The 24,596-nt window shown below is 64.3% G+C and carries 18 protein-coding genes and 1 tRNA gene; 11 read left to right on the forward strand and 8 right to left on the reverse strand.

Going from position 1 to position 24,596, the window contains the following annotated elements:
- Nucleotides 1-46 precede the first annotated feature (46 nt).
- Nucleotides 47-427, reverse strand: coding sequence for a hypothetical protein (locus ACG2LG_RS13880; RefSeq protein ID WP_396259916.1), 381 nt, complete (start codon nt 425-427; stop codon nt 47-49).
- Between the two features lie 102 nt (nt 428-529).
- Here ACG2LG_RS13880 and ACG2LG_RS13885 point away from each other — a divergent pair, with 102 nt between their 5' ends.
- Together ACG2LG_RS13885 and ACG2LG_RS13890 are read left to right on the forward strand one after the other, a co-directional pair.
- On the forward strand, nt 530-3,046 hold the full coding sequence (locus ACG2LG_RS13885) for a M16 family metallopeptidase (protein ID WP_396259917.1): 2,517 nt from the start codon (nt 530-532) through the stop codon (nt 3,044-3,046).
- 169 nt (nt 3,047-3,215) lie between these two features.
- Entirely contained in the window at nt 3,216-4,673 is a 1,458-nt protein-coding gene (locus ACG2LG_RS13890; RefSeq protein ID WP_396259918.1) for a hypothetical protein, read from the forward strand.
- A 100-nt stretch (nt 4,674-4,773) separates the two neighbouring features.
- Here the strand turns inward: ACG2LG_RS13890 and ACG2LG_RS13895 are convergent, their stop codons facing one another.
- Entirely contained in the window at nt 4,774-5,229 is a 456-nt protein-coding gene (locus ACG2LG_RS13895) for a hypothetical protein (RefSeq protein WP_396259920.1), read from the reverse strand.
- Between the two features lie 86 nt (nt 5,230-5,315).
- Entirely contained in the window at nt 5,316-7,016 is a 1,701-nt protein-coding gene (ilvD, locus tag ACG2LG_RS13900; protein ID WP_396259921.1) for a dihydroxy-acid dehydratase, read from the reverse strand.
- A 330-nt stretch (nt 7,017-7,346) separates the two neighbouring features.
- Here ilvD and serA point away from each other — a divergent pair, with 330 nt between their 5' ends.
- The 3 genes from serA (at nt 7,347) to ACG2LG_RS13915 (ending at nt 10,545) form a co-directional block, all read left to right on the forward strand.
- Complete coding sequence (gene serA, locus ACG2LG_RS13905; RefSeq protein ID WP_396259923.1) at nt 7,347-8,951, forward strand: phosphoglycerate dehydrogenase; 1,605 nt, start codon at nt 7,347-7,349, stop codon at nt 8,949-8,951.
- A 301-nt stretch (nt 8,952-9,252) separates the two neighbouring features.
- Complete coding sequence (locus ACG2LG_RS13910) at nt 9,253-9,684, forward strand: exosortase system-associated protein, TIGR04073 family (protein WP_396259924.1); 432 nt, start codon at nt 9,253-9,255, stop codon at nt 9,682-9,684.
- Between the two features lie 117 nt (nt 9,685-9,801).
- The gene (locus tag ACG2LG_RS13915) at nt 9,802-10,545 is read left to right on the forward strand and encodes a hypothetical protein (protein WP_396259926.1); all 744 of its coding nucleotides are present in this window, start codon (nt 9,802-9,804) and stop codon (nt 10,543-10,545) included.
- Nucleotides 10,546-10,555: 10 nt separating this feature from the next.
- On the opposite strand, the gene ACG2LG_RS13920 is transcribed toward ACG2LG_RS13915, so the two are convergent.
- Nucleotides 10,556-10,999 carry an ExbD/TolR family protein gene (locus ACG2LG_RS13920; RefSeq protein ID WP_396259927.1) on the reverse strand — a complete coding sequence of 148 codons (444 nt, stop codon included), beginning with the start codon at nt 10,997-10,999 and terminating at the stop codon, nt 10,556-10,558.
- Between the two features lie 272 nt (nt 11,000-11,271).
- The gene (locus tag ACG2LG_RS13925) at nt 11,272-14,385 is read right to left on the reverse strand and encodes a DUF3427 domain-containing protein (RefSeq protein ID WP_396259929.1); all 3,114 of its coding nucleotides are present in this window, start codon (nt 14,383-14,385) and stop codon (nt 11,272-11,274) included.
- A 281-nt stretch (nt 14,386-14,666) separates the two neighbouring features.
- On the opposite strand from ACG2LG_RS13925, the gene ACG2LG_RS13930 reads away from it, so the two are divergent.
- The 3 genes from ACG2LG_RS13930 to ACG2LG_RS13940 all read left to right on the forward strand — a co-directional run bounded on the left by ACG2LG_RS13930 (nt 14,667) and on the right by ACG2LG_RS13940 (nt 16,427).
- Nucleotides 14,667-14,885, forward strand: a complete 219-nt coding sequence (locus tag ACG2LG_RS13930) for a hypothetical protein (protein ID WP_396259931.1) — start codon at nt 14,667-14,669, stop codon at nt 14,883-14,885.
- Nucleotides 14,886-14,961: 76 nt separating this feature from the next.
- Nucleotides 14,962-15,567 (forward strand): hypothetical protein, encoded by a 606-nt coding sequence (locus tag ACG2LG_RS13935; protein WP_396259933.1) that lies wholly within the window; start codon nt 14,962-14,964, stop codon nt 15,565-15,567.
- On the forward strand, nt 15,564-16,427 hold the full coding sequence (locus tag ACG2LG_RS13940; RefSeq protein ID WP_396259934.1) for a nucleotidyl transferase AbiEii/AbiGii toxin family protein: 864 nt from the start codon (nt 15,564-15,566) through the stop codon (nt 16,425-16,427). Before ACG2LG_RS13935 ends, ACG2LG_RS13940 begins: the two co-directional genes overlap by 4 nt.
- Nucleotides 16,428-16,838: 411 nt before the next feature.
- On the opposite strand, the gene ACG2LG_RS13945 is transcribed toward ACG2LG_RS13940, so the two are convergent.
- From ACG2LG_RS13945 to ACG2LG_RS13955, 3 genes are all read right to left on the reverse strand, one after another.
- Nucleotides 16,839-16,924: transfer RNA gene (locus tag ACG2LG_RS13945), tRNA-Leu, on the reverse strand.
- Between the two features lie 275 nt (nt 16,925-17,199).
- Nucleotides 17,200-17,526, reverse strand: coding sequence for a hypothetical protein (locus tag ACG2LG_RS13950; RefSeq protein WP_396259936.1), 327 nt, complete (start codon nt 17,524-17,526; stop codon nt 17,200-17,202).
- A gap of 50 nt (nt 17,527-17,576) precedes the next feature.
- Entirely contained in the window at nt 17,577-18,977 is a 1,401-nt protein-coding gene (locus ACG2LG_RS13955) for a hypothetical protein (protein WP_396259938.1), read from the reverse strand.
- Between the two features lie 94 nt (nt 18,978-19,071).
- On the opposite strand from ACG2LG_RS13955, the gene ACG2LG_RS13960 reads away from it, so the two are divergent.
- From ACG2LG_RS13960 to ACG2LG_RS13970, 3 genes are all read left to right on the forward strand, one after another.
- Nucleotides 19,072-19,293, forward strand: a complete 222-nt coding sequence (locus ACG2LG_RS13960; RefSeq protein ID WP_396259940.1) for a helix-turn-helix domain-containing protein — start codon at nt 19,072-19,074, stop codon at nt 19,291-19,293.
- A gap of 115 nt (nt 19,294-19,408) precedes the next feature.
- Nucleotides 19,409-22,783 carry a type I restriction-modification system endonuclease gene (gene hsdR, locus ACG2LG_RS13965; RefSeq protein ID WP_396259941.1) on the forward strand — a complete coding sequence of 1,125 codons (3,375 nt, stop codon included), beginning with the start codon at nt 19,409-19,411 and terminating at the stop codon, nt 22,781-22,783.
- A gap of 295 nt (nt 22,784-23,078) precedes the next feature.
- Complete coding sequence (locus tag ACG2LG_RS13970; protein WP_396259942.1) at nt 23,079-24,527, forward strand: N-6 DNA methylase; 1,449 nt, start codon at nt 23,079-23,081, stop codon at nt 24,525-24,527.
- Nucleotides 24,528-24,596: the final 69 nt, after the last annotated feature.

A 24,596-nucleotide genomic window follows, 5' to 3' on the forward strand; every position in this document is an offset into this window, starting at 1 on the left:
TGCGAGAGGTTGCCGAAGCTCCAGCTTTGGCACGCGGAGGTCCGGCTCACGCCATCCCCAGCAACAGCGCCACGAGAAACACCCCGGCGGACACCACGAGCCCGGCGCCGAAGATCAGCATCCGCCCGAAGCCGATCGTCTCGCCCCTGCGGAAGATGGCGCGAAAATACACCTCCGCCGCCGGTCCCAGCAGGAAGGCCAGGTTCGCCGCGATCGTCACCAGGATCACCTGCACGATCACAAAAACCACCGGCAGCTGCTGGCGGGTCATCCACAACACCGCGATGCCGAGGCCCGGCAGCAGCAGGATCAGGTTGTAGGCGATCCGCAGCTTCTCCCAGGCACGCACCACCTCGACCAGCGCGTGCTTGCTGAGCACCGGGGCGTCATCATCGCTCTTCGGCGGCCGATACGGATCCTCCGACATCCCCGCCACGCTCCCCCACCCCGCCTACTCACGCAAGCTTTCGCCCAGGTTGCCCGTCGCTTGGAACTTGGAACTTCTCACTTGGAACTTCAGCTTCGCCCCGTGCTCCCGCCCACCACCGCCACCCTCACCACCCTGCCGAACGGCCTGTCGGTCATCCTCGACCCCGACGACGCCGCGCCGGTCGTCAGCGCCCAGCTCTGGATCGAGACCGGATCCATCCACGAGGACCAGCTTCTCGGCAGCGGCCTCTCGCACTTCCTCGAACACATGGTCTTCAAGGGCGCCGGCGAATTCGGCCCGACCGAACTCGCCGAAACCGTCCAGGCGGCCGGCGGCCACTGGAATGCCTACACCAGCTTCGACCGGACCGTTTACTACATCGACGGCCCCGACTCCGGCCTCGACGATTTCCTCCGCGTCCTCGCCGCGATGGTCTTCGAGCCGCACCTGCCGGAATCCGAGTTCGAGCGCGAAAAGGACGTGATCCGCCGCGAGATCGACATGGGCCTCGACGACCCCGACGACCGCGCCCACCAACTCCTCTTCTCGACCGCATTCGTCCACGACGCCCGCCGCCAACCGGTGATCGGCCACCGACACCTCTTCGATGCCATCCAGTACGACGACCTTCGTAGTTACCACGCGTCCCGCTACTCGCCCGACCGGGCCTGCCTCTGCCTTTCGGGGAACTTCGATGAAGCGGCTCTACAAAGCCGGATCACGGAGATTTTCGGTCGCTTCGATCGCGGTGGCGGAAAGGAACCCGTCGTCCCCGTCGATTCCGAGCAACTCGGCCCCCGGCACGGTAGCGACACCTTCGCCATCCCGGCCTCGAAGATCACGCTGGTGTGGAAAACCCCGCCGCTCGGGCATCCCGACACCCCCGCGCTCGATCTTGCCGCCGTGATGCTTGGCAAGGGCCGCTCCGCCCCGCTCTACCGGCACCTCCGGCAAGAGCGCGAACTCGCCCTCCAGATCTCCGCGTGGTCGTGGAACGGCCCCGGGCGCGAGGGGCTTTTCGGCATCACCGCCGAGGCTGATCCGGCCAAGCGCGACGCACTGATCGAGGCCATCCGCTCCGAGCTCGTTGCCTACACCGGCACCTCGCTCGAAGACGACCTCGCCCGCGCCAAGCGGCAGGTGGCGGCCGCCCAGTTCCGCGCGCTGAGCACCGCTTCCGGACGCGCCACCGACCTCGCGTCGAATTGGCACGAGGCCCGCGACCTCGACTTCACCCGCCGCTATGTCGATCAACTTGAGGCCGTCAATGCCGCCGCCATCCGCGAGGCCCTGGCGAAGCTCACCGAGTCCCGCGAGACGCTCACCGTCCTCGACCCGGAGGATGCGCCGGTGCCCACCGCCATGCGCCCCGCGCGCAAAAGCCATCCCGAACCGGAAACCTTCACGCTCGCCAACGGCACCACGGTTGCCCTGCTTCCGGATCCCCGCGTTCCGGTGATCGCGGTTCAGGCCGCCATCCGCGCCGGGGCCGCCTCCGAGACCACCGCCACCGCCGGCCTCAACCGCCTGCTCGCCGCCACACTGCCGCAGGCCACCCGCCACCACGACGCCGCCGAGCTTTCCACACTGCTGGAGTCCCGCGGTGCCTCGGTCGGCGCCAGTTCCGGCAACAACTCGCTGCTGGTCCAGCTCGCGGGACTCACGCCGGACCTCGACACCCTGCTCCCGCTTTTCGGCGAAATCCTCGCCGCACCCGCGCTCGACAGCGCGGCCATCGACCGCGAACGCGCCGCACAGCTCGCCCAGCTCCGCGAGACCCTTGCCGACCCCCTGTCCGTCGCCTTCCGCCAGCTGCGTGGCCATCTCTTCGGAGACACCGGCTTCGGCGTCCATTCGCTCGGGGAGGAAGCCTCGCTCGAAGCCCTCGACCGGCTCGCGCTGGCCGCCCACCACTCGCTGCATTTCCGCGGGCCCAACCTGGTGGTCGCGCTCGCCGGCGATTTTGATCCCACCGCCGCCCGCGAGCTTCTGGCCAAGGCGCTCGATCCCCTCCCCGGCGGCGAGGCCTGGCAGCCGCCGTCTTCGACGGTCCTCGAGGCCGCCGAACACGTCGGACACCTACCCAAGAAGCAGGCCGTGCTCGCCCTCGGCTACCCCGGAGCCGCCGCGCTCGACAATTCACGCCACGCCCTGCGGTTCCTCCAGGAATGGTGCACCGACATGGCCGGGCCGCTCTTCATGCGCATCCGCGAACAACTGGGACTCGCCTATCAAGTCGGCGCCACCCAGTTCCACGGCCACGACACCGGGCTGTTCGCCTTCTACATGGCCACCGATCCCGGCCAGGTCGAACTCGCCGAGGAAGAACTGCGTTCGCAGATCGCCGCCCTCGCCAGTGACGGCATTCCCGCCGATGCCTTCGACCGCGTTCGCGCCACCGTCCTCTCCGCGACCGCCATCGAAATGCAATCGCCCGGCTCGGTCGCACGCCACGCCGCCATCGACCTGCTCTTCGGTCTCCCGGTCACCCATCACCGTGACTGCACCGAGATCTACCGCGCGCTCACCCCCGACGCCGTCCGCAGCACCGCCCGCGACCTCCTCGACCGTCATCCCACCCTCATCCGGATCCTGCCCGAGGTGGCGCAAGGCTGAGCCTTGCGAGAGATCGGTGAAGCTCCCGCTTCGCCGCCTATCGGCCCAACTCACCCCACGGCAGAGCCATGGGGATCCACTCGCAAAGCAGAGCTTTGCGCCACACAGCCACCTCCCTCCACCCCTCGCCCCCATTGCCATCTCACTCCCGGGGTGCTAGCTCACCCCCGTGAAAGCCGCTCGACTCGTTCAATGGATCCTCCTGGGCTTCGCCTCGATCGGCTTCATCGTGCTCTTCCTGCTGTTCGCCCGACTCGCCTTCGATTCACCGGTCGATGCCCCCGCCGGCGACTACGGTTGGAGCGAGGCCCTTGCCGCCGCGCCGGGAGCCGGTCAACCCGCCGAATACCAGGACGCATTCACTTTCGACGGCTCCCCTGTCGGCGAGGAAACCAAGGCCTTCTTCAGCCGCAGCAACGGCTTCGTGGCAAGCAGCGGGGTGATGATGATCCTCGGACTTTCCGGCTACGGCCTGATCATCGCCGCCATCGCCCGGCGCCGATCCGGTCGATTCGCGCCGCTGGCGGTCCTCGGCAGCGGTGGTGCCATCCTTCTCGGCAACTGGCTGTTTGGGTTCAACACCTCGTATCCGATGGACCACGCGGCAGGCGGCTTCCTTCCTTCCTCGATCGGTGGACCGCTGCTCGTCGAGGACTCCCTGCACTCGGACCCGTTTGATTACGGCCTCGCCTTCACGATGTGGACCGACTTTTTCTATCAGGCCGCCTTCGCGATCAGCAGCGGGGTATTCGTCGTCGGCCTGATGGCCGGGCGCTACCGGACGCCGATGGTGGTGCTGGCGGCGGTGGCCACGGGTGCGTTCGGATTCCCACTCGCCACCGCCTGGCTCTGGGGCGGCGGCTGGCTGTCCGTCATGGGGGCGGTCGATTTCGGCGGAGCCGGAAATGTCCATCTGCTCGCGGGAGGCGTCGGCCTCGCCATGGTCGCCCTCGCCCGGATTTGTCCGCCCATGGCACCGTGGCAGGTCGACTCGACCACGGCGGGTATCCCGGTCCGCCGGGATCCGCAGCGGGCCCGCTTTGGTGCCCGGTCGCTGACGCTCTTCGTGATCGGCGCGGTCGTCTTCCTCCTGCTGCCGGTCGGCATGCAGGCAGGTTCCGTCCTTGCGATCGACACCCCCGTGGTCGCCAGCGTCCTGCACAACACTTTCCTCTGCCTCGGTGGCTCGATCCTGACCGCAGCCCTCGTGTCCATTCCCCTCTCCATCCGCCCGCGGGGAGTGACGCTGCTCGTCGCGGCCATCGCCGGCCTGGCCGCCATCGCCGCCCCCGCGGACGTCCTCACCGGTCTCCAGTCCTCGCTGCTTGGTCTGGTGGCGGGAGCCACCTCCTCCCTCCTCTCGTGGGCCTTCGACCGCTATCACTTCGACGACCCCCTGGGCATCGTCTCCGCCCACCTGCTTGGAGCCCTCATCGGCATGCTCGCCGCCGGGATTGCGGATCCCGACATCCCCGTTTCCGCGCAAGTGTTGGCGGTGGCTGCTTTTGCCGCGCTGGGCGTGACCATCGGTGCCTGCATCGGACTGCTTGGGTGGATGCTCGGCCTGCTCTGGACTCCGGCGGATCCGCCTGAGCCGCCACCCCTGCCGGAGGTCACAACAGGCTAAGGTTGGGGCACCCCCCTTGGGGAGAGTCGAGCGAAACGGTGTCTCACCTCAGCGAAACCCCGCGAAACCCCTGCACCGCCAGGCTCGGGAAGCAACGCAGTCAGCCTTTATCCCCGAGCTCCTCGGGATCACTTGTCCGGGTATTCCAACAGTCCTGCCACTTCGAAATCCGTGGCAGGAGGATCCAGCCGCCACCCGCACACAGGAAGTTGAGCGCCAGCAGCGTCATGCGGGCAGGCTCCGCTCCCGTGAACAGCGTGATGGCGAGTACGAACAGGAATTGAATCGTGAAATAGGATGCGGCGGTCGTCGCCCCAAAGGCCAGCACATCCCAGAGCAATTCCCGGCCCCAGTTCCTTCCCCGAACATCCAGGCCCCGGTGCGCATCCAGGATGCCGCCGGCAAGCAGTGTCGGCCCCCGAACCAGGGCAAAGAGAAAGGCAAGGCACGCCAGCACACCAAGAGAGATGCCCCATGATCGAAGGCCGACGGAAACGGGCCCGGCGATGGTCGCACCCTGCAAGCACAACACCGCCAGCCCCAGTCCGGCGATCATGAGCCAAAGCAGGAAGACGAAGGCAAAGACCCTGAGACTTCCCGCGGCAAGCCGCGCACCCCACGGCAACCGCCGTGCGTCACCCCTCACAAGTTCTTGTCCGTCACCGCGCCCTCACTCGCACTGGTCACCAGTTTCGCATACTTCGCCAGCACCCCGCGGGTGTAGCGCGGCTCGGGCCGGGTCCAGTTGTCACGCCGGGCCTGCAGGGCGTCGTCATCGAGATCCACCGAGAGCTGGTTGTTGACCGCATCGATGGTGATCATGTCGCCCTCGACCAACAGCCCGATCGGGCCGCCGTCGTGCGCCTCGGGCGTCACGTGGCCAACCACGAAGCCGTGGCTTCCGCCGGAAAAGCGTCCGTCGGTGATCAGCGCCACCTTCTGGCCCAGACCGCGACCCATGATCGCGCTGGTCGGCCCGAGCATCTCGCGCATGCCGGGGCCACCCTTCGGTCCCTCGCGGCGGATCACGATCACGTCGCCGTCGTGGATCCCGCCGTCGAGAATCGTCTTCATCGCCTCGTCCTCCGAGTCGAAGACCCGCGCCGGCCCGGTGAAGGCTTCGCCTTCCTTGCCGGTGATCTTCGCCACCGCGCCGCCGGGCGCGAGGTTGCCGTAGAGGATGCGCAGGTGGCTGTCCTTCTTGATCGGATTGTCGAACGGCCGGATGACCTGCTGATCTTCCGGATACTCGAGGGGCGAGTTGGCCAGGTTCTCGGCCATGGTCTTGCCGGTCACCGTCATGCAGTCGCCATGCAGCAGGCCCGCCTCCAGCAGGCGCCGCATCAGCGGCACGGTGCCGCCGATCCGCACCAGTTCGGCCATCACGTATTTCCCGGACGGCTTCAGGTCGGCCAGCACCGGCACCCTTTTCCCGATGCGGGTGAAGTCATCGATGCTCAGCTCGACTTCGGCCGCATGCGCCATGGCCAGCAGGTGCAGCACCGCATTGGTCGATCCCCCCAGTGCGATCACCACGGTGATCGCGTTCTCGAATGCCTCGCGGGTCATGATGTCGCGAGGCTTGATCCCCTTGTCGATCAGATTCAGCACCGCCACCCCGGCATCAAAGCAATCACGCTTCTTGTCGTCGGACACCGCCGCCTGCGCCGAGCTGTTCGGCAGGCTCATCCCGAGCGCCTCGATCGCGCTCGCCATGGTGTTGGCCGTGTACATCCCGCCACAGGACCCCTCGCCGGGAATCGCGCAGGACTCCACCGCCTCCAGATCCTCGTCGTTGTACTCGCCCGACGCATGCTTCCCGACCGCCTCGAAGATGGAAACAATATCGAGCTCCCTCTCCTCGCCCTTGATCGTCGCGCAGCCCGGCAGAATCGTGCCGCCGTACACGAAGACCGCCGGACGGTTCATCCGCGCCATCGCGATCAGGCATCCCGGCATGTTCTTGTCGCAACCGCCGATCGCCACGTAGCCGTCCATGCCCTCGCAGCCGACGACCGTCTCGATCGAGTCGGCGATGACCTCGCGGGAAACCAGCGAGTATTTCATCCCCTCGGTCCCCATCGAGATGCCGTCGGAAATGGTGATGGTGTTGAAAATCGTCGACTTGCCCCCGGCGGCGTCCGCCCCCTTCGCCGACTCCTTGGCCAGGCGGTCGATGTGGATGTTGCAGGGCGTCACCTCCGACCACGTCGAGGCGATCCCGATCTGCGGTTTGTTGAAGTCCTCCTTCTTGAAACCCACCGCATAGAGCATGCCCCGCGAGGGCGCACGGTCGGGACCATCAAGCATGGGCGAGGAGAAAGGCCGTCGTTCGTCTGACATGCCGCGGATCATGCTGCTCCAGCGGCCCGAGCGTCAAGAAGCACGCCTTTCCCAAGTCGATCCTCCAAAGCCTTCTCTTTTCCCTTGCGTATGGCCATCTGCGATCGAATGTAAATACAGCATTACTGGCAAATCCCGCCCCTGGTCGCACCGGGAGCGCCTCCGAGTCGAGATCCGGCGCTCCGACGCCCAAAGAAACCCGATCACGCTTCGGACCGCGCAACCGTCGGCCAGGGGCGTCCTGCGCCCGGCTCCGGACCCATCGGCCGACCGGATGAAAACTCGCCGGACTTGCAAGCGGCGTCCGGGATCCCTATGCCCCGCGCCGACATGGCAAGCTTTCGCGTACTCGTTTCGGACCCCATCTCGGACAAGGGCGTCGACGCCCTCACCGCCCACCCGGACATTTCGGTGGACGTCAACACCGGCCTGGCCCCGGAGGCACTGCTGGAAATCATCGGCGACTACGATGGCCTGGTGGTCCGCTCGCAAACCAAGGTGACCGCCGAAGTCTTCGCCGCCGCCAAGAAGCTGCAAGCGGTCGGCCGCGCCGGAGTGGGCGTCGACAACATCGACCGCGATGCCGCCAGCGCCCACGGCGTGATCGTGATGAACACGCCCACCGGCAACACGATTTCCACCGCCGAGCACGCCTTCACCCTGATGCTCTCCTGCGCCCGCAACATCGCTCCGGCCCACGCCGAGGTGCTCAAGGGCGACTTCAAGACCGCGCGCAAGGCCTACGCCGGCATCGAACTCTACGGCAAGCGCCTCGCCGTGATCGGCATGGGCCGCATCGGCAGCGAATTCGCCAAGCGGGCCCAGAGCTTCAGCATGAAGGTCGTCGCCTACGACCCCTTCCTCACCCAGAACCGGGCCGACGAACTCAAGGTCGAGCTGGCCGAATCGCCCGACGACGCCCTGCGCGGCGCTGACGTGGTCACGCTGCACGTGCCGATGACCGACGACACCCGCCACCTGCTCAACGCCGACCGCCTCGCCCTGATGAACCCGGGCGCGATCGTCGTCAACTGCGCCCGCGGCGGCCTGATTGACGAGGCCGCGCTCAAGGAGGCGATCGATTCCGGTCACATCGCCGGCTGCGCGCTCGATGTCTTCGAGGAGGAGCCGCCGCCCGCCGATCACCCGCTCTTCGCCTTCGGCAAGCATGTCGCCTTCACCCCGCACCTGGGCGCCTCCACCCACGAGGCCCAGGAAAACGTCGGCATCCAGGTCGCCGAGCAGATCCGCGACTTCTTCAGCACCGGCGAGATCCGCAACGCGATCAACATGCCATCGCTCGACGCCGCCACGCTCAGCGAGGTCGGTCCGTTCCTCGACCTCGGGGCCGCCCTCGGCCGCATGCTCGCCAAGCTTGGACCGGAGAACCCCGACTCACTGCGGATTTCCTACCACGGCCCGCTGGCGAAAAAGGACACCGCACTGGTCGCCCGCACCGCCCTCACCGCCCTGCTCGAGTCCGCCCGCGCGGACGGCCAGGTCAACATCGTCAACGCCCCCGCCGTCGCCGCCGAGATGGGCCTCGACCTGATCGAGTCCACCATCAACGCCCGCACCGAATACCACGAGCTGCTGGTCGCCGAGCTGAGCAAGGACGGCCGGAAATTCCGCCTCGCCGGGACCATCATCGGCAAGACACCGCGCATCGTCGAAATCGACCGGCTTTTCGTCGACACCAACATCAAGGGCCACTTCCTGATCGTTCGCAACGACGACCGCCCCGGCATCGTCGGGGCCCTCGGCACGGTCCTCGGCGAAGCCGGGCAGAACATCGCCAACCTCTCCCTCGCCCGCAACAAATCCGCCGGCAATGCCCTCAGCGTGATCGAGGTCGATGCCCCCCTCTCGCCCGAGGTGATGGAGGCGGTGCGCGTCATTCCGGGGGTGCTCAATGCCACCGGCGTCTCGCTCTGAGCCGGAAAGCGCCCGAATCCCGGGGCCGAGCCGCCACCTTCCCCCTGCCCCCACCCGTTCACCGCAAAGGTGGCAAACCCGACAGCGAGTTTCACTGAAAGTGGCGGGCGGAGCGAGCTGGCTTGACCGGCATGCGGCGGGCCGTGGCCGGGCCTTCCAGGCCCGGGGCCCTGATCGACGTTCGTGAGGTGAGGCCTGGAAGGCACGGCCACCTCCCGCTTCCCACCAGTTCGAGTTTCACCCGTGCCAAACTTTCCCGTTGCCAAGCGGCGGGTGAATGGGAAAACTCCCTTCAAGCGTCATGAAAAGACTCCTCGTTCTCGCAACCGTATTCCTCTCACTCGGCGGCATCGCCTCCGCCGACATCCAGGCTCCTCCCGGCAGCCAGTACACCTCCACCCGCAAGCTGGGCCGGGCCATCAGCAACATCCTCTACGGCCTGGTCGAGATCCCCGAGCAGATCGTCCGCAAGAACGAGCGCTACGGTCGCAAGGCCGGCTTCTCCTACGGCGTCGTCGACGGCACCAACCGCGCGCTGCGCCGCTTCGGCTACGGCTGGTATGAGCTCTTCACCTTCACCTGCCCGACCTACCGCGGAACCTTCAAGCCTCCCTACGAACGGAGCGGCACCGATCACCGCATCGAGATGAATCCCCACGACGGCCTCTCGGAATTCCCGCCGGAACTCGGTTTCGAGACCTACTTCCGCCACTCCCGGACCCAGAAGTGGTAAGGCCCGAGGCCCTCACCCCTTTCATCCCGGCACCGCCCTGCGCTGCCGGGATTTTTTTGGATGGCGATCCGACATTTCACCCAAGAAGGATCCGACCCCGCGACGTTGCCCTCGAACATGATCCGCCTTTCCCTGCTGCTGCTGGTCGTTGGCGCGACCCTGGCCCGGGCCGAACCCCGGGTCTGGAGGAACACCGATGCCTCGGCCTCGTTCCGTGGCGAATACGTCTCCCACGACACCCACGAGGTCACGATCCGCAAGGAGGATGGCCGGGTCTTTTCCCTGCCGCTCGAGCGGCTGCATGAAAACGACCGCAACTGGCTCGCCAGGCGCGACCTGCCCGACGCCCCGGAGCCCGATGGCGATCCCGCCGCCGTCTTCGACACGCTGTGCTTCGGCGACACCCGCAAGGAGGTCGAGGCCAAGCTCAAGGCCAGCCAACTGGTCGAGTCCACCATCGACGAAACCTTCTTCGGCCGCCTCGGCCTGAACGGCACCTTCCGCACCCGCCAGCAGATCGGCGGACTCCATTGCGAACTCTATTTCGATTGGTCCGCAAGCGGCGCGCTCGATGAGATCAGCCTCCAGACCCAGCCTCTCGGCGGCGACTCCTACGAATCGAGGCTCAAGGACAATTGGTCCGAGCTCATCAAGGTGCTGAGCCAGCTCCACGGCAAGCCGTTGCAGGCGGGCAAGTACCCGCCCCGCTCCGAGCTGCGGGACGACGTTTTCCTCGCCTCGCACCTCTGGCGGATGGAGGGCGGCGGATCGATCCTGCTCGGCACCTCGATGCAAGCCGGCCAGTACAAGGTGGCCGTGCGCTTCACCACCGAAAAGCTCGAGCCGATCCGGGTGCCCTGACCGCCGGGGATCACTCGAAGTCCGTCAGCCAGATCCGGGTCATCTCGACCGAGGCAAGGGCATCCATCACATTGATGAAATCCTGCTGCTTCGCCCCGTCCGCAACCTTCAACACCACCGGCGGTTCCTCGCCACCCGCCCGCACCGCCTCGACCGCCGGCTCCAGCAGGGCGAGCAATTCCGGAAGCCGCCGGTCATCGCTGGCCACCGGCAGTCGTCCGCTCTCCTCACCCCACCAGATGCTGCCGTCGTCCTCGATCTCCAGGTGAATCGGCAGGGTTGGGGCTTCGACATCACCCCGGTGAGTCGGAGCCTTCATCATCAGATCCCTTTCCGTCGGCACGATGGTCGTGGCGACCAGGAAAAACACCAGCATCAGGAACGCAACGTCCACCATCGAGGCCACCCCGTTCCGGGGATGCTCGTCCACATCTTCAAATCTCGGCATTCTCATCTCGAGGAGACAACGGCCAGGCCCGTCAAAGTCTTGGGCCAACCCATGCCACCGGAGGGACTCGAACCCCCAGGCGGCGCCCCTATCGCAGCTGGTCACCGAGACCGAGCGGAGCCGGGGCCACTTCAGTGTTGACCATCTCGGGCCTGCCTCTCCCGGACATGGGCAAGGATCAGACGATGCACGGTCGGCCCGGGGCGCTTGGTTTGCGGCCCTCACACAGCCAAAACGCCCACCAAACGGCGGCGCAGCACTGCCCAAAACACAAGCACCTACGCCGTCCGAGCTTCTTCGAACAAGGCCGCCGGCATGGGATGTTCGAGTTCCCAGACCATTTCGATGGGGCGGTTTCCTTGATAGGATCTCAGCTCCCGGGCGGCACCGAGAAATACGAACGGGGCGGTTTCTCCCTGTTCACGTTTGTTGAGGCGAGCGAAGAACAGGATGCGGTAGCCCTCCGCTTTGAAGTTGATGTAGTTCTGGCCGGTGGGACTTTCCTGGGAGGTGCCGCTCTGGCTTTCCCAGTGGAGCAAGCTGCGGCTGATCGGGTAGTCCCGGTAGCGGGTCGTGGGAGCGAAGTCGGCCTCTTCCTTTCGAAATGTGACCAGATGGAGGTAGGTCTTCGTCGCCTTGTCGCACAGCACGCCGGTGCCAGTCATGCCTGCCCGCTGGAGGTCTGCGAGTCCGAAGGCGGCTTTAATTTCCCCTGACCCATAAGCGCCGTGGAGGCGGATCAGACCTCTCGTCGTCGGGTCGGTGGCACCGAGGGGAAAATCGTGGATTTTCCGCCGCCAATCGACAACTTCGGTCAGGTCGTGGATGGACTGTCGGTTGCTTTGGAATTTGGCGAAGGATTCCTCGTAGCTAGCGACCCCGACTTTGGCCCCCTGTTTTCCCCACAGAAGGTAGTGAAGCATGGCCTGGCCTCGATCCTCCCCGGCATAGGGCGTCTCGCCATCGGCGACCCTGGCCAGGCTATTCAGGACCTCGGGATCGGTGCGGAAGCTCACGCGGCGGAGTGCCTGGCGAACGGCGGTCAGGTCCGGATCCTCTACCGGATCCCCGACTCCCGCCAGAGCCTTCCATTCCGACCACGTTCTCTTGCCAAGGACATCCAGCGCCGAGAGCCCGGTGGCGTCGACGAAGTTCCCGAAGCTCAGAGGGAGCCCTGCCTCACGTTCGAAGGTGCGGATCGCCTCCGGAATGAACGCCTGGAGATTGCCGAGTCCCTCGCGGATGTTTCGCAGCACATGCTCGCGGGCGACCCGCTCGAGCTGGATGCTGCAGCCGGCCGGTAGGTTGGGAAAATCGGCCTCGATCTCCATGTCGATCCGCCGGCGGGTCGACGGCAGCAAGGCGGCAAACTTCCGGTCGACCCGGTACTTCCGGTGCGTCTGGCCGACGAAATCCAACACGGTCAGACAGTCCTTCTCGGGCGCGTTGCGGAGCCCCCGGCCGAGCTGCTGCAGGAAAACCGTCAGGCTCTCCGTCGGACGCAGGAACATCACCAAGTTGATCTCGGGGACGTCGAGGCCTTCGCTGAGCACATCGACGGTGAACAGAAAGGGCAGCTTGCCGGACCGGAAGTCCGCGATTCGTTGCCGACGCTCGTCCTGGGACGTCTCCCCGACCACGACCGCTGAGACGAGCCCCCGCTGGTTGAACTTGGCCGCCATGAACTTGGCGTGCTTGACGCTCGCGCAGAATCCCACGCCGCGGACGTTGGACAAGTCGGGTTGGTAGTGGTGCAGGCGCTCGATGATCCGGTCCACCCGGTTGAGCGCGCGGATGTCGTCGCCGGTGTAGACCTCCGTCAGGGCGGCGGTGTCGTACTTGCCGTTCACCCAGAAGCGCTCCTCGGAGACCGCGACGGGATCGGTGACGCCGAAGTAGTGGAACGGGCACAGCAGCTTCTCCTCCAAGGCCTCGGGCAGCCGGATCTCGGCGGCGAATCGGCCGTCGAAGTCGTCCACGATCCGCGAGCCATCCATCCGCTCCGGTGTCGCCGTGAGGCCAAGCAGGATCCGGGGTTCGAGGTGGTCGAAAACGGGGCGGTAGCTGCCGGCCGTGCCGTGGTGGGCCTCATCGACAATCACGTGGTCGAAGTGCTGGGTACCAAGGTCCTCCCACGGCCTGCGATTGTTCCAGCTCTGGATCGAGGCGAAGACGTGGTTCCATTCCAGCGGAACGGCGCCGTCGACCATCAGTTCACCGAAATTCGGATCCCGAAGCACCAGTCGGAAGCAATCGAGAGCCTGCTGCAGGATTTCCTTCCGGTGGGCGATGAACAGCAGGCGGCTGGACGGGGTCGACGCCTTGCGTTGGCGGGCGTAGTCGAAGGCGGCGACCACCGTTTTCCCCGTGCCGGTCGCGGCGACAACCAGGTTGCGAAAGGAACCGGTTTCACGGACGGCGGCGAGATTCTCGAGAATCCGCTCTTGGAAGGCATGCGGGGTGACTTCGACGAAGAAGCGCGGACCCTCCGATGCATCTCTGCTTCGACCGACTTGGATCGCCCTGCGGAAGCGGTCGGCCTGCTCCTTGTCGTAGATCTCGAACTCCTCCCGGGACCAATACGTCTCGAACTCGGCACCGAAGCGGTCGAGGATGTGCGGCATGTCCTGCGCGGTCACCTTGACCGTCCACTCGAGCCCGCTGGTCATCGCGGCCCGGGACATGTTGGCCGAGCCGATGTAGGCGGTCGAAAGGCCGGTCTTGCGGATGAAATGATAGGCCTTGGCGTGGAGCCGGGTGCGCTCGGTGTCGTAGGAGACCCGGATGGTGACGCCAGGAAGCCGGGCGAGAAACTCAAGCGCCTCCGGATCCGACGCCCCCATGTAGGAGGTGGTGATGATTCGCACCGGCACCCCTCGCTCGGCCAAGGTCTCGAATGCGGGACGGAGGAGCCGCAGGCCCGACCATTTGATAAACGAAACGAGGATGTCCACCCGGTCCGCCGTCGACATCTCCGCCCGCAGCTCATGTTCCAACGCCGGGTCCTCCCCGGCGCCCGTCAGCAGACTGCTCACGCTCATGGGTGTCGAGGGGATCGGACTCGGTGGGACGAGCGCGCTGGCACGGATCTCGCGAAGGAGTTGTTTCGGCTGCTCCAGCAGCTTCCGGCGTTCGAGGTATTCCAGTCCGTCCTGGGCAGAGAGGAGCTCGATCAGCCGGTTGACGAGCGCGAGCCTGCGTTCCTTCTTCAGGCCCCTGAGCGCTCGATGCAACAAGTGCCAGACGAACTGGCTGTAGGTGTGGGGAGCGGACTCATCGTCAAGCTTCTCCAGGGTCGCCGCCATCTCGGGCCGGGAGGCGAGCAAAGCTCCGAGCTCCTCGTCGACAAGGGTCTCGTAGATACCCTCGGCAAGCTGCTCTTCTTCAGACATCGAACTGGAATTGCCTCTCGGCAAGGGGGTCAGCCATAGGGCGCATGGACAAGAAATTCAGACGTTACTCGGTCACTTTTGCTAGATGCGATGGAAATTGCACGAACGAATACACGCGGTGCTCCTTCCCGAACAAGACTATCGCTCACGACCTGCACTCCATCGCACAGTCCGATGGGCGCAGCGAGATTTCTACCTACTGGATGCCGGGAACCGAGTTACGAAGGAATGGGTAATCGAACAGATTTTTCGCGCTACCTCGTCGGATGGAGGTCTACGCCATGCGCAGTCGGACTGTCTGGGTGACGAGCCACCTCCCCATATCCAGACAACTCAAGTTCACCAGCCGCAGGTTCTTCGACGCCTTCATGGGCCGCGAGGGGGAGCTCGCCTCCCTCTTCACGGCCTTCGACCGGAATCCGCCCGATCCGCTGACGGTAGAGAGCGCCTGCGAGGTCGCCGACTCGGGTTTCCCTGGAAGGCACGCACGGGCCAATTAAGCTTTGCAACGCCGGACCGGATAATGTTTGATTTTCTCTTGAAAGTTGCCATCTTGGCAACGTTCAAGCAAAAATTATGCATATCGAGATCCCCAATGAGCCGATTCTGGGCACGGGCTCGATGCGCCATGTGCTGGCGGGAGTGGCAGATCAGCGCGGGAAAATCGCCCGTCTGCTCGAGACCGGCGAATTGATTTCGCTGCGGCGCGGGCTGTATGCCACTCGCCGGAACCTCGATCCCCTTTGCCTCGCGGGATCCATCTACGGTCCGTCCTACATCAGCTTCGAAACCGCGCTTTCGTGGCACGGAATGATTCCGGAGGGAGTGGCCGAAGTCGTCTCGGCCACCATCAAGCGCGCCGCATCGTTCGAGAACGACTTCGGCCGCTTTGGATACCAGCCGATCCCCAAGGCCGTCTATCCGGTCGGCATTCTCCGCGTCACCGATTCCGACCTGCCGTTCCTCATCGCCAGTCCGACCAAGGCGCTGATCGATCGGATCGCGCGCGAGCCGGGATTCCGGTCCATGGCGGACGTCGCCCGCTGGTGGGACGGGATGCGCGTGGAGCTGCCCTCAGGACTGGATCGTGCGCAGCTCGCCGAGTGCGCGGATGCTTATGGCCGGCCATCGGTCCGGTGGCTCCTGCGCTTTGCCGAGAAGAACCGCCTCCTCCACTCATGAACGCCGTCCTCCGGGACATGCTGGACGCCTACCAGCCGAAGACGCCGACGGACTATCAGAACGCGGCGCGCGAGGTCGTTCAGGAAATCGCCCTGCTCGGGCTGTGGCGGGGAGGATTCTTCGACCATGCCGCATTTTATGGCGGCACGGCCCTGCGGATCTTCCATGGGCTGCGCCGATTCTCCGAGGATCTGGATTTCACGCTGCTTGACGAAGGCGACGGTTCACGGCTCGACCGCTTCCTTCCCGCCGTTGCCACGGAACTTGAATCCTGGGGCTTCACCTTCGAGGCCGAGCCCAAATCCAGCGGTGAAGCGACCGGCATCGAGTCCGCATTTCTCAAGGGGAACACCCAGCTCAACCTTCTGCATATCGGGGCACCGGCCGACCTTGCCGATCGCTTGCCGAAGAACCAAACGCTCCGGATCAAGCTGGAGATGGACTTGCAGCCGCCACCTCACGCCACCACCGAGGTGCGCACCCAACTATTGCCAAGCCCCTACCAGGTCACAGTCTACGACTTGGGCAGCCTGTTCGCGGGCAAGCTGCATGCCGTTCTTTGCCGGGGATGGAAGCAGAGGGTCAAGGGACGGGATTTCTATGATCTCGTCTGGTATGCCAGTCGGAAGGTTCAGCCCAATCTCAAGCACCTCGATGCGCGGATGCGCCAATCCGGTCACTGGGATGGCGCACTCATCGATGGCGAGACCCTGAGGCGCCTGCTTCTCCAGCGCTTCGAGAAGGTCGACTTCAAGCAGGCTGCGGAGGAAGTCCGGGTATTCCTGCCGGATCCCCGTGAGACCGACCTTTGGTCGCTCGATTTCTTCAACGACCTCACCAGGCGAATGAACGTCGGTTGACGCTTGCCCCCGGTCAGGTGTCGAACCTGATCGAAGATGCACTCACCTCGAGGCCGGCCGCCTGGCGCAAAGGCAGGCGGGCCGAGCAGATCCCGGCGACCGCTCTCATTCACATCGCAGACCGCGATACCTTGAGAACCCTGCCGTGACCCTGACCCCGAGCTTCCTTCCGTTGGTCCGGCGGAGGCACTCCTCGACCGCGACGTGGAACGGGCCTTACCTCCGTGGATCCCGGCGTAGACCGGAACCGAGACCGAATGATGGCGAACGACGCAGTGCGGCCCCCCCCCCTTTTTTCGCCCATTTAGAAGGCCTTCCGATCGCCCTTTCTCAGAAATTTGTCAGACACTGCCGATGGTGGGATGTCAACGACCTACCCAGACTCTCCCTAAGTCTTTGGTTTTAAGAAAGTGCCACCGGAGGGGCTCGAACCCTCACGAACCTTGCGGTTCAGCGGATTTTAAGTCCGCGGCGTCTACCAATTCCGCCACGGTGGCTTTAGTCATAACCCACTCATTATGAGTGGTATTTAATGGCTTCACGTGTAATCAAAGAACTCCATAGAACCCCAAAGGACTAGGAAATACCCTCGATTCACTCGTCCAAAACTTGTCCCCGTTTACACGGGAAGCACCTCCCGGACACGCGGGAGGTTCCCTGAGCAAACTCGGCCAGTCGATGCTTTTTGCCGATCGTGAAACACTCACCCCGCGCGGGGCGCGCGCGCGCGTACGAAGCCATTCGCTTTGGAGGCTATCAGCGGTCTTGGGGCTCACCTTGGGAATACACCGTATTTGAAACGAGGCTTCGGGCGAAGACCTGAACCTGAATGCCGGCTCGGTGGTCTGCATCCCCGGAAGGGGTGGTTCGCCCAAAGAACGTAGGCCCGATGCTCGGCACCCAGTGCACGGGCCTCGGCCACCAATTGGGCAAACTCCTCATCGTCGCGGCACCAGCGCCAAATCGTCGTCCGTGAGATCCTGGTAAGCTTGGCCGTCCACACAAAGGTCTGCCCCGCCGCCAAGAGCTTGAGAAGATGCCGCTGCGGATGAGAGGCAATCCGGCGCAGGAACTCCTCGATTGCTGCCCGCTTCTTCATGGCATGATGATAGCATCCTGCCAGTCAGCCTTCCACCCCCCCAGCATCCACTAGACCGGCGGAGGCACCGGGGTGGATCTTGGATGAAGAGGTCGCACTTCGGGCTTCCTGGCGACCAATCGGAGATGGATTGTCCGGACACTTTCATGGTCGTAGTCGAGGGCAGCGATCTTGGTGAACCGCTGATTGCTTTCGCCGGTCAATCCTGTTCCCCCACCCTCCAAACGACCATCGCTCAGCGGCGAGGCCCGCAACCCGTCGTCTCTTTTCTCCGGTCTGAACTCCACACTGATCAGGCCAAGCGCCTCATTGTCATGAAGATCGGCCATGAGGGCTTCTTCGCTGCCTTTGCAGAAAAAGGTGAAGCGCCCGGTGTCACCCGAAGGTCTTTCGAGGCGAATCGAATCGTGCGGATCGACCCTCCATGTCCCGACGGAGCGCCCGTCGATCTCCACCTCGGCGTCGCATCGCCTCGAAGATTCGTTGTGAAGCTCGATGGAGTATTGAGTTCCATGGTTCATGACGGCGTAGCCTCCTTCGATTTCGTCGGCTTCCGGTATCGTAATGGCGTAGTCTTCCAGCTTCATCGTTGTCTCGGTTCGTGTTATTGGCTCGGGTCCTCCCCCTGCTTCCTCTGCCATTGGTTCATCGGATTCCCTTGAATCAACCTCTGAGGACTCGGGCTCTGATTGCGGCTGGCCAGAGCTAATTCGGCCACTTCTGGAAAAGAGAAGCAGCAAGGTCAGCGGAAGCGACAAAAGAGGAATGCCGGTAACACCCGCCAACCATAGAGGGTACCCGGCATTTCTAGCTCGGGAACCCACGGCACCTGAGAATCCGAGGCCCACGACGGCCAAGATGCCGTCTGCGGCCCCCGTCATACCGACAGTGCCCATCGCTCCAAGAATGACTAAGACCAATAAGGTCAACCCGAGAGCCCTGCGACCAAGCCCTCCCTGCGTCGACAGGCCAAACCCCAATAGGGCACAACCGACCGAAGCGAGGCTCCCCCATAGCATTTGCCAGCGAGCGGCTGCATTGGCCGCTACCAGCTCCCTACCTGATCCTGGGGCCTCAACCCGCTCAGGCTCCACTTGTCCCGCCACAACATCATCAATCTTCGCCGGCTCGGCCTCAGCCTCCGCATGCCTCTCCTCACCCACCGCCACTTCGCGACCAGCTCCCGCGGTGGCGTTGGGATCCACCGGCAGCAGTGCGATGTAACCCGCGTCCCCCTCCTTGAATCCTCCAACACGGTTCGCCTCACTCGCACGACGATTCCAAGCACGGCGCTCCACCCATGGAACTCCCTGCCTCATCCGGCCTTCCAAATTACTCCGCTCCTTTTCCAACCACCAATCCTTCCGCGCCTCCGCCGCCGACCGCTCGGCCTCACCTGACTGCGGCTCCGCCCCTACGGCTCCCGCGAACACGATCGCGATTGCAGCCATTACCATCCATCGCGGAGGGGAAAGACATTTGGCAATCACTATGGCCATTCATGGCCATACAGCCAGTCTACCTCAAGACCATAAATGGTCAGGGGTGAAGCCCGACAAGGAGCGAAAGACAGTCGAGATGGTTTGCAAGGCACTCACCCGAGCGCGGACCGAGCGGGGAATCTCCCAGCAACGCCTTGCGGAAATGGCCGGAATCAGCCGAACCGGCCTCCGCCACATCGAGTCCCTCCAGACGAGTCCGACCCTCTACAGCCTGCTTCGGATCGCCCGAGCCTTGCGAGTCGATCTGGCTGACTTGCTCAAGTGACAAGTCCCGGCTGGCTGACTGCGGGCTTGAACTGCTCTTTAGGCCTCTTCAGGGTGGTGTTAGGTCCGGAGGGGATTGGTTTGTAGATATTTCCGGCCACCCGGCCTCGCACCGCATGCCACGACTTCAGAGCAACTTCGCCTGCCTGGCAGAGCACGACGAGCAGCTTCTCCGCATCGGAGTGCTCGCTGAGCGGTATTTTCCCGAAGACCCGAACACCTCTCTCCTCAAGCTCCGCCAACTGGCGGAAATCCTCGCCCAGACCGTCGCTTCCTACGCCGGCCTCTACTCCGACCCTGAGGAAAGCCAATACGACCTCCTTTCCCGCCTCCGGGACCGCGGCATCCTCCCCTACGAGATCCACCAGCTCTTCGGTGAAGTCCGGCGCTCGGGCAATGCGGCGAACCACTCCCTCGCAGGCGACCACCGAACCGCCCTTGCGACTCTCCGGATCACCTGGCAGCTCGCCGTCTGGTTCCACCGCACCTTCCGTGATCCCGGCTTCAAGTCCGGTGCCTTCATCCCTCCCACGCCTCCGGCCGACCAGAGCGAGGAATTGCGGGAAGCCCTCGCCAAAGCACGGGAGGAACTCGCCTCCCAAGAAAAGGCGCAGGAGATCCAATCCCGGCAACTCGACGAGATCGCCGCACAACGCGACAAGGCTCGAGACGAGCGCGCTTTCTGGGAAGAACTCGCCTCCGAGATCGAAGCCAAGAACCAGCAGCTCCAGGCTCGCCTCTCCGCCCAGCAAGCCTCGAACGCTGAAAAGCCCCCCGCCGAGACCGCCCGGATCTCGCGAGCCGCCAGTCAGGCCGCCGAGCATGTCGAACTCGACGAAGCCGCCACCCGCCAGCTCATCGACGCCCAGCTCATGGCCGCCGGCTGGACCGCCGACTCGGAAAACCTGCGTTACTCAAAGGGAGCACGCCCTGAGAAAGGCAGGTTCCTCGCCATCGCCGAGTGGCCCACCGAAAGCGGCCCGGCCGACTACATCCTCTTCGCCGGACTCCTGCCGCTCGGTCCTGTCGAGGCCAAGCGCCGCAACCTCAACGTCTCCTCCGCCCTCCAGCAGTCCAAGCGCTACAGCCGCGGCTTCCAGCCTTCGGACGAAACCGAACTCCACGAGAGCAACTGGGGTTCCGATGGCGAGTTCCGCCTGCCCTTCGCCTTCTCGACCAACGGCCGCCCCTTCCTCCGCCAACTCGAAACCCACAGCGGCATCTGGTTCTGCGACCTCCGGCGGCCCGACAATCTCAGCCACCCACTCCAGGGCTGGCCCTCCCCGGAAGGACTGGTCGCCCTGCTCAAGCAGGACTCCAAGGCCGCCCACCAGCAGCTTTCGTCCGAGCCTTTCAACTACGGCTTCACCCTCCGCGACTACCAGATCCGGGCCGTCCTCCTCACCGAGGGTGCCATCGCCGCCATGCAGCGGGAAATCCTGCTCGCGATGGCCACCGGCACCGGCAAGACCAAAACCGCCATCGCCCTGATCTACCGCCTCCTCAAGACCAAGCGCTTCCGCCGCATCCTCTTCCTCGTCGATCGCGCCGCCCTCGGCGAACAGGCCGCCAATGCCTTCAAGGACACGCGAATGGAGAACCTCAACACTTTCGCCGAGATCTTCGGCATCAAGGAGCTTGAGGACCAGAGCCCCGACTCCGATACCGCCGTCCACATCGCTACCATCCAGGGCATGGTCCAGCGCGTGCTCTACCCGGGCGAGGATTCTTCGCCTCCCCCGGTGGACGAATACGACTGCATCATCGTCGATGAATGCCACCGCGGCTACCTGCTCGACCGCGAACTCTCGGAAACGGAACTTACCTTCCGCAGCTACGACGACTACATCTCGAAATACCGTCGCGTCCTCGACTGGTTCGACGCCACCAAGATCGGCCTCACCGCCACCCCCGCCCTCCACACCTCCGAAATCTTCGGCCCACCCGTCTTCACCTACTCGTATCGCGAGGCGGTCATCGACGGCTACCTGATCGATCACGACCCGCCCATCAAGATCACCACCGAACTCAGCAAGAAGGGCATCAAGTGGAAGAAGGGCGACAAGGTCTCGGTCTACAACCCCCAGACTGACACCGTCGATCTCCACAACGCCCCCGACGCGCTTGCCTTCGACGTGAAGGACTTCAACCGCAAAGTCATCACGAAGTCCTTCAACCAGGTCGTCTGCGACTACCTCGCCACCGAACTCGACCCCGCCTCGCCGCAAAAGACCCTCATCTTCTGCGCCAATGACGCCCACGCCGACCTCGTGGTCGATCTGCTGAAGAAGGCGTTCCGCAAGCAATACGACTCGGTGGACGACGACGCCGTCATCAAGATCACGGGCAATGCCGACCAGCCACTCAGACTGATCCGGCGCTACAAGAACGAGCAGCTTCCCAACGTCGCCGTCACAGTCGATCTCCTCACCACCGGCATCGACGTTCCCGCGATCTGCAACCTCGTCTTCCTCCGCCGCATCAACAGCCGCATCCTCTACGACCAGATGCTCGGCCGGGCGACCCGTCGCTGCGACGAGGTCGGCAAGGAAACCTTCCGCATCTTCGACGCCGTCCGCCTCTACGACTCGCTCCAGGCGGTCACCTCAATGAAACCCGTGGTCGTCGACCCATCGATCTCCTTCACCCAGCTCGCGGAGGAAACCAGCACCGCTCCCACACCCGAGGCGCTCGGCCTCGTCCGCGACCAGTTTGTCGCCAAGCTCCAGCGTAAGAAACGGACCCTTTCGGAGAAGGCCAGGGCTGACTTCGAGACCTGCGCCGGGATGACGCCCGATGATTTCGCGACCGCACTCCGCTCGATGCCACTCGACCAGATCGTCGGCTGGTTCACCCGACATCCGGGCCTTGGGGAAATTCTCGACCGCACCGGTGACCGCCCCCGCGCCCCCATCTTCGTCTCCGATCACGAAGACAAGTTGGATGGCGTGTCCCACGGTTTCCCGGAGGGCCAGAAGCCCGAGGACTTCCTCGATGCCTTCAAGGAGTTCATCCAATCCAACTCCAACGAGCTCCCCGCCCTCCAGGCCGTTCTCACCCGCCCCCGGGACCTCACGCGCAAGCAGCTCAAGCAACTCGTTCTCGAACTCGACCGCGCCGGCTTCTCCGAGACCACCCTCGCAGCCGCGTGGAAGCAGACGACCAACCAAGAGATCGCCGCCCGCATCATCGGCTACATTCGTCAGGCCGCCCTCGGCGATCCCCTCGTCCCCTTCAAGGAACGCGTCGATCACGCCCTCCAGACCATCCTCGCCTCCCGATCCTGGACCACTCCCCAGCGCGAGTGGCTCAAGAAACTCGCCGCCCAGACCAAGGCCAACAACATCGTCGATCGCGAGGCCCTCGACGACCCCATCCTCATCTTCAAGGCCGAAGGCGGCGGCTTCCGCCGTCTCAACAAGATCTTCGGCGGCGAACTCGAAACCATCCTCGACGATTTCAACGACACCGTCTGGAACCAAGCCCAGTGATGCCCACGCAAAGCGCATAGAAATGCCCTCAAACTGAACTCATTGCCTTCAACGTGCATAGATTTCCCGATTTTCTATGCACACCCGACCGACCCCACAATTCTTCGTCACCTGACCCCATCGCTGTCCTACCCGAGAATGGATTCTCGCGGACCCTCCGTCACCACGCTCACTCCACCCCCAGACACCTTCCACTTTCTTCTTTTTCCATTTCACTCTCCCCAACGCCCCCACACCTCACCCACTCTCCATTTCAGCATCTCAGCTTTTCAGCCTTTCAGCATCTACTCCACCCATGTCCACCCACGACATCGTCCAGAAGCTCTGGAACCTCTGCAACGTCCTCAAGGACGACGGCGTGACCTACCACCAGTACGTCACCGAACTCACCTACCTCCTCTTCCTCAAGATGGCCGAGGAAACCGGCACCGAGGACCAGATCCCCGAGGGCCACCGCTGGACCGACCTCGAAGCCCTCGCCGCCCCCGAGCGGCTCGAAGCCTACAAGAAGACCCTCATCCACCTCGGCTCCCACGGCTCGCGGCTGGTGAAGGAGATCTTCGCCAATGCCGCCTCCTTCATCAAGAAGCCCGCCACCCTCTCCACCCTCGTCAGCGAGATCGACAAGCTCGACTGGTATTCCGCCCGCCAGGAGGGACTCGGCGACCTCTACGAGGGCCTGCTCGAAAAGAACGCCAGCGAGAAGAAATCCGGGGCCGGCCAGTACTTCACCACCCGCCCGCTCATCGAGTCCATGGTCGCGGTGATGAAGCCCACGCTCGACGACGTCATCCAGGACCCCGCCGCCGGCACCTGCGGTTTCCTCATCTCCGCCAACCACTACCTGCGCGAGCACCACGACATCGACTCGCTCACCGAGAAGCAGCAGCGGAAATACCGCAACGAAACCTTCTTCGGCATGGAGCACGTCCAGGATGCCCACCGCCTCGCGCTCATGAACATGATGCTCCACGGCATCGAGCAGGGCATCAGCTACGGCGACACCCTCTCCGAGGACGGCACCACGCTGCCCCAGGCCACCCTCATCCTCACCAATCCCCCCTTCGGCACCAAGAAAGGCGGCGGCCTGCCCACCCGCACCGACTTCACCTACCCCACCAGCAACAAGCAGTTCTGCTTCCTCCAGCACATCTACCGCTCGCTCGCCCCCGGCGGTCGCGCCGCCGTCGTTCTGCCCGACAACGTTCTCTTCGAGGGAAATGTCGGCAAGGAGATCCGCCGCGACCTCATGGACAAGTGCAACCTCCACACCATCCTGCGCCTGCCCACCGGCATCTTCTACGCTCACGGCGTGAAAACCAACGTCCTCTTCTTCACCCGCGGCCGGACGGAAAAAGGCAACACCAAGGAAGTCTGGATCTACGACCTCCGCGCCAACATGCCCGCCTTCGGCAAACGCACCGCCCTCACCCGCGAGCATTTTTCGGACTTTGAGAAGGCCTACGGCAAGGACCCGCAGGCAAAAGCCGCCGCACTGAAAAAGCGCAAGGACACCGGCGAAACCGGCCGCTTCCGCCGCTTCACCCGCGAGGACATCGCCAAGCGCGACGACTCGCTCGACATCTCCTGGCTCAAGGACGAGACCGCCGACTCCAGCGAGTCCCTCCCCGAACCCGCCGCTCTCGCCACCACCGCCATGGAGGAACTCGACGGCATCATGGATGACCTCCGCGGCATCCTCACGGAGCTTGGGGAGGAGATTGAGGAGGAGGCAATGGCATGAGCGAGGGCTATCTACCGGCCAACTGGACCACCGAGGTCATCGCTCACCTCGGCGAAGTGCAGTTGGGCA

Origin of the sequence: Haloferula sp. A504 (assembly GCF_044385805.1) — a bacterium.
Taxonomy (GTDB): Bacteria; Verrucomicrobiota; Verrucomicrobiia; order Verrucomicrobiales; family Akkermansiaceae; genus Haloferula.

Bases quoted from the DNA above. Each gene is read 5' to 3' on its own strand.
- ACG2LG_RS13880 (WP_396259916.1), bottom strand. From the start codon at position 427: ATGTCGGAGGATCCGTATCGGCCGCCGAAGAGCGATGATGACGCCCCG.
- ACG2LG_RS13895 (WP_396259920.1), bottom strand. From the start codon at position 5,229: ATGATCGCCGGACTGGGGCTGGCGGTGTTGTGCTTGCAGGGTGCGACC.
- ilvD (WP_396259921.1), bottom strand. From the start codon at position 7,016: ATGTCAGACGAACGACGGCCTTTCTCCTCGCCCATGCTTGATGGTCCC.
- serA (WP_396259923.1), top strand. From the start codon at position 7,347: ATGGCAAGCTTTCGCGTACTCGTTTCGGACCCCATCTCGGACAAGGGC.
- ACG2LG_RS13910 (WP_396259924.1), top strand. From the start codon at position 9,253: ATGAAAAGACTCCTCGTTCTCGCAACCGTATTCCTCTCACTCGGCGGC.
- ACG2LG_RS13915 (WP_396259926.1), top strand. From the start codon at position 9,802: ATGATCCGCCTTTCCCTGCTGCTGCTGGTCGTTGGCGCGACCCTGGCC.
- ACG2LG_RS13920 (WP_396259927.1), bottom strand. From the start codon at position 10,999: ATGAGAATGCCGAGATTTGAAGATGTGGACGAGCATCCCCGGAACGGG.
- ACG2LG_RS13925 (WP_396259929.1), bottom strand. From the start codon at position 14,385: ATGTCTGAAGAAGAGCAGCTTGCCGAGGGTATCTACGAGACCCTTGTC.
- ACG2LG_RS13930 (WP_396259931.1), top strand. From the start codon at position 14,667: ATGCGCAGTCGGACTGTCTGGGTGACGAGCCACCTCCCCATATCCAGA.
- ACG2LG_RS13935 (WP_396259933.1), top strand. From the start codon at position 14,962: ATGCATATCGAGATCCCCAATGAGCCGATTCTGGGCACGGGCTCGATG.
- ACG2LG_RS13940 (WP_396259934.1), top strand. From the start codon at position 15,564: ATGAACGCCGTCCTCCGGGACATGCTGGACGCCTACCAGCCGAAGACG.
- ACG2LG_RS13950 (WP_396259936.1), bottom strand. From the start codon at position 17,526: ATGAAGAAGCGGGCAGCAATCGAGGAGTTCCTGCGCCGGATTGCCTCT.
- ACG2LG_RS13955 (WP_396259938.1), bottom strand. From the start codon at position 18,977: ATGGCTGCAATCGCGATCGTGTTCGCGGGAGCCGTAGGGGCGGAGCCG.
- hsdR (WP_396259941.1), top strand. From the start codon at position 19,409: ATGCCACGACTTCAGAGCAACTTCGCCTGCCTGGCAGAGCACGACGAG.
- ACG2LG_RS13970 (WP_396259942.1), top strand. From the start codon at position 23,079: ATGTCCACCCACGACATCGTCCAGAAGCTCTGGAACCTCTGCAACGTC.